4 protein-coding genes are annotated in these 4376 nt (G+C 79.4%); 2 read left to right on the plus strand and 2 right to left on the minus strand.

The features are described 5' to 3' along the window. Positions 1–123: 123 nt before the first annotated feature. The gene (locus ACZ63H_RS32105; protein WP_469871138.1) at positions 124–1185 is read right to left on the minus strand and encodes a zf-HC2 domain-containing protein; all 1062 of its coding nucleotides are present in this window, start codon (positions 1183–1185) and stop codon (positions 124–126) included. After that, the gene (locus tag ACZ63H_RS32110; RefSeq protein ID WP_468394110.1) at positions 1182–1790 is read right to left on the minus strand and encodes an RNA polymerase sigma factor; all 609 of its coding nucleotides are present in this window, start codon (positions 1788–1790) and stop codon (positions 1182–1184) included. Before ACZ63H_RS32110 ends, ACZ63H_RS32105 begins: the two co-directional genes overlap by 4 nt. 154 nt (positions 1791–1944) lie before the next feature. On the opposite strand from ACZ63H_RS32110, the gene ACZ63H_RS32115 reads away from it, so the two are divergent. Both ACZ63H_RS32115 and malQ read left to right on the plus strand, forming a co-directional pair. After that, complete coding sequence (locus tag ACZ63H_RS32115) at positions 1945–2184, plus strand: hypothetical protein (RefSeq protein ID WP_469871140.1); 240 nt, start codon at positions 1945–1947, stop codon at positions 2182–2184. Next, a complete protein-coding gene (gene malQ / locus ACZ63H_RS32120) occupies positions 2185–4290 on the plus strand; it encodes a 4-alpha-glucanotransferase (protein WP_469871142.1) in 2106 nt (701 codons plus the stop codon). It begins immediately after the preceding gene. The last annotated feature ends 86 nt before the right edge of the window (positions 4291–4376 follow it).

The raw sequence follows: 4376 nt of genomic DNA on the forward strand, positions 1-4376 counted from the left end.
ACCCCTCTGTTGTTGGCGGGGGGGGGGGGGGGGTGTTTCTGGGCCTGCTTCCGTGGGCGGGTCGGGGTGTTGGGGCTGGTTCAGCCCCCGTGGGGGGGGTCCGGGCGGTGCCGGCACGCGTGGCTAGGGCCGCAGCGGGCGGTCGTACGCCGGGCGGCGCGCGGTCAGCAGTGCGGCGCTCAGGACGGCCGCCGCCGCCCACCCGCCCTGCGCGGCGGTGCCGTCCAGGCAGCGGGAGAGCTGCCCGGCCAGCCGGGTGGCCGCCGTGCCGCCCGGTCCGGCGGCCACCGGTGCCAGGACGGCGCACAACCAGCCGCCGCCGGTCAGCCCGGCCGCCGCCCGGCACCCGACGAGGGACGCCAGGACCAGCGTGGCCAGCGCGAGCGCCAGCCCCGGCAGCAGCCAGGCCGCGGCGGCCGGGGCACCCGAGGCGGGCAGCAGCAGGCCGGTGAGGGTCAGCAGCGGCACGCTCACCGCGAGCACGGCGACCGTGCGGGTGAGCGCCAGCCGCAGCCCGCCGCCGGGCGCCGCCGCGGTGATCTCGTGCACGGGGTCGGCGTGCGGGCCGTAGGACAGGGCCACCCCGGCGACGGGGACCACGGGGGCGAGGGCCAGCAGCAGCGCCCGCGCGCCCGGGAACCCGGCCCCGTACGACAGGGCCGGCGCGGCCACGGCCATGCCCAGCACGGCCGGCAGCCACGCCCCGCGCACGGCGGGCCCGGCCGCCCACAGCAGCCGGAGCAGCCGGGACGGCGCGGGGCGCCCGGCGACCGCGCCGGACCGGACTCCGGCCGCCCCGGCAGGCGGGAGTACGGCGGCCGGCGCCGACTCCAGCACCGCCGCGCGCACGTCGGCGAGCACCGCTCCCGCCGCCGTGGCGCGCACCGCGGCCGACACCCGTGCCGCACACCCGGCACAGCCCTCCAGGTGCGCTTCCAGGGACCACGCGGCCGACTCCGCCAGGCCGCCCTCCGCGTAACGGCGCACCAGACGGTCGCAGGCGTGCCAGGCACGCCCGCCGTCCGCCGGGGACGGCCTCGCGCCCGCGTCCGGCGCAGCGCCTTCGGCACGGCCGGCGCCGGCACGGGAGGGGGCCACGTCCGGCTGCGGCGGGACGTCCTCCGGGCGGCCGGCGGCCGGGGCGCCCGCGGGCCGGGGCCGGGGCCGTGGTGCGCGGTGGGTCATGCCGGGCCTCCTGCCGGGGACGGGTTCAGTCGGGCGAGGGCCGTGCGCAGCTCCGCGCGGGCGCGGCGGGCGCGGGACTTGACCGTGCCCTCCGGGATGCCGAGCAGGCGGGCCGCCTCGCGGGTGCTCAGCCCGTCGATCACCGTGGCCCGCAGGACCTCCCGCAGCTCCGGCGAGATCCGGTCCAGCGCGGTGCCGACATCGCCGTACTCCAGCCCGGCCAGCACCCGGTCCTCCGCGGACGGCGCGGCGGCGGACGCGTACCGCGCGGGCTCCTCGTACTCCGGCAGCGGTTCCGCGCCGCGCGCCGCCCGCTCCCGGGCCCGCCGCGCGTCGACCAGCCGGCGCGCGGCGATCGTCCACAGCCAGCCGCCCGCCTCCGGGCCGCGGTGCCCGGCCGCCGACCGCCACACCGTGACGAACGTGTCCTGGAGCACCTCCCGCACCAGCTCCGGGTCGGCGCACCGCCGGGTCAGCCTCGCGTGCAGCCAGCCCGCGTGCCGGTCGTACAGGGCGGCCATCGCCGTCGCGTCGCCCCGGGCGACGGCCCGGAGCAGGGCCGTGTCCCCGCCGGGTCCGTCGTCCTTCTCCCGCTGGCCCCCCATGGGGCGGAACAGTCTCACACCCCCTCTATCGATCACCGGCCCGCGGCCGGATCACCCGGGCGCCGGTCATTTGGGGCGCGTGGCCGTGGGCTCACGGGGTAGGCCTGCCGTAACCCGTCCGAGCCCTCGCACCCGCACCGACAAGGAGGCCCCCGTGGCCGCTCGCCTCAGGATCCCGGCCCCGTCCAAACCCGTGGCGGCACCGTCCGCCCGGCCCGACCAGACCCCGGTGCGCGTCTTCAGCGCGGAGAGCGCGTGCGCGCAGACCCCGCTGACCAGCGAGCCGCCGCTGCCCGACGCCGAGCCGCTGACCAGTGAGCCGCCGCTCGCCGAGACCGCCCCGCTGACCAGCGAGGCGGACCCGGTCCCGGACTTCTGCGCCCCGGGGCTGTAGATGGCCGCGGCGTCCGAGGAACACCCGGCGGACGACCTGGCCCGGCTCGCCGGGCTGCACGGGGTCGCCACCTCCTACCGCCCCGCCCCGGACCGTACGGTCCCGGTCCCCGCCGCCGCCGTGACCGCCGCCCTCGCCGCCCTGGGCGTCGACGCGTCCGGCCCGGACGCCGTACGCGCCGCCCTCGCCGAGCGGGAACGCGAACTGCGCGAGCGGCTGCTGCCGCCGACCGTGGTCCGCTGGGCCGGTGCCGAGCCGCCCGCCGCCCTCGCCGCCCTGCCCGCCGGCACCCGGCTGCGCGTCGAGGCGGAGGACGGGCGGGAGCGGGAGGACCTCGCGGACCTCCCGCCCGGCGTCCACCGGCTGACCGCCACCACCCCCGACGGCCGCACCGGCGAGGCCCACCTCGTCGTCGCCCCCGACCGGCTGCCCGCCCCGCCCGGCCGCTCCTACGGCCTCCTCGTCCAGCTGTACTCCCTGCTGTCCCACCGCTCCTGGGGCATGGGCGACCTCGCCGACCTCGCCGAGCTGGCCGGCTGGGCGTCACGCACCGCGGGCGCCGGGTTCGTGCAGGTCAACCCGTTGCACGCGGCCGTGCCCGGCGACCCCACCGACCCGTCCCCGTACCGCCCCTCCTCCCGCCGCTTCCCCGACCCCGTCCACCTGCGGGTCGAGGAGGTCCCCGAGTTCGCGTACGCCAAGGACCGCGAGCGGCTCGGCGAGCTGCTGGAACGGGCCGGGCGGTTGCGCGCCACCGTGCTGGACAAGGGCGCCCTCATCGACCGGGACGCCGTGTGGGAACTGAAACGGGAGGCGCTGGAGACGGTCCTGGAGGTGCCCCTGGCTCCCGGCCGGCAGGCCGCCTACGACGCCTTCCGCGCCGCCCACGGCCGGGCCCTCGTCGACCACGCCACCTGGTGCGCCCTCGCCGAGGTCCACGGCCCCGACTGGCGTGCCTGGCCCGCCGCGCTCCGCGACCCCCGCTCGGCCGGCACCGCGCGGGCGAGGTCCGCGCTCGCCGGCCGGGTGGAGTTCCACGCCCGGCTGGCCTGGCTCACCGACGGCCAGCTCCGGGCCGCCCAGCGCGCCGCCCGGGAGGCCGGCATGCCCGTGGGGATCGTGCACGACCTCGCCGTCGGCGTGCACCCGGCGGGCGCCGACGCCTGGGCCCAGCAGGACGTGTTCGCCGCCGGCATGTCCGTCGGCGCCCCGCCGGACGCCTTCAACGCCCGCGGCCAGGACTGGGGCCTGCCGCCCTGGCGCCCCGACCGGCTGGCGGAGACCGGTTACGCCCCCTACCGCGAGCTGCTGCGCGCCCTGTTCCGCTACGCCGGCGCCCTGCGCATCGACCACGTCATGGGCCTGTTCCGGCTGTGGTGGGTCCCCGAGGGCAGCCCGCCCACCGAGGGCACCTACGTGCACTACGACGCCGACGCCATGCTCGCCGTCCTCGCGCTGGAGGCCGGCCGCGCCGGGGCGGTGGTGATCGGCGAGGACCTCGGCACCGTCGAGCCCGGTGTGCGCGAGGCGCTCCAGCGGCGCGGGGTGCTCGGCACCTCCGTGCTGTGGTTCGAACGGGACTGGGAGGGCGACGGCCGCCCGCTGCCGCCGGAGCGCTGGCGTGCCGACTGCCTGGCCACCGCCACCACCCACGATCTGCCGCCCACCGCCGCCCGACTCACCGGCGACCACGTCGAACTGCGCGACCGCCTCGGCCTGCTCACCCGTCCGGCCGCCGAGGAACGGGCCGAGGCCACCGCCGACGCGGCCGAGTGGCTGGCCCTGCTGGGCAGCCTCGGCCTGCTGGACCTGACGGCGGCCGGGCCGCCCGGCTCCGACGAGGAGGAGGAGATCCGCGCCGTCCACCGGTTCCTGCTGCGCACCCCCGCCCGGCTGATCGGCGTCTGGCTCCCGGACGGCGCCGGCGACCGCCGTCCGCAGAACCTGCCCGGCACCTGGGACGAATACCCCAACTGGCGTCTCCCGCTCGCCGACTCCGAGGGCCGTCCGGTCCCGCTGGAGGAACTGGTCGCCTCACCACGGCTGCTGGGTCTGCTCGACGTGCTGCGGGAGGGCGGCACGCCGGTGGACCGGGACCGGGGCTGACGTCCGCCGGCGCGCCGGGGGGGGGGGGGGGGGGGGGGGGGGCTCCCCCTCCCCCCGCCCTGCGATCACCCCAACGCCGAAGAAGC

Source organism: Streptomyces sp. NPDC104831 (genome assembly GCF_055583025.1).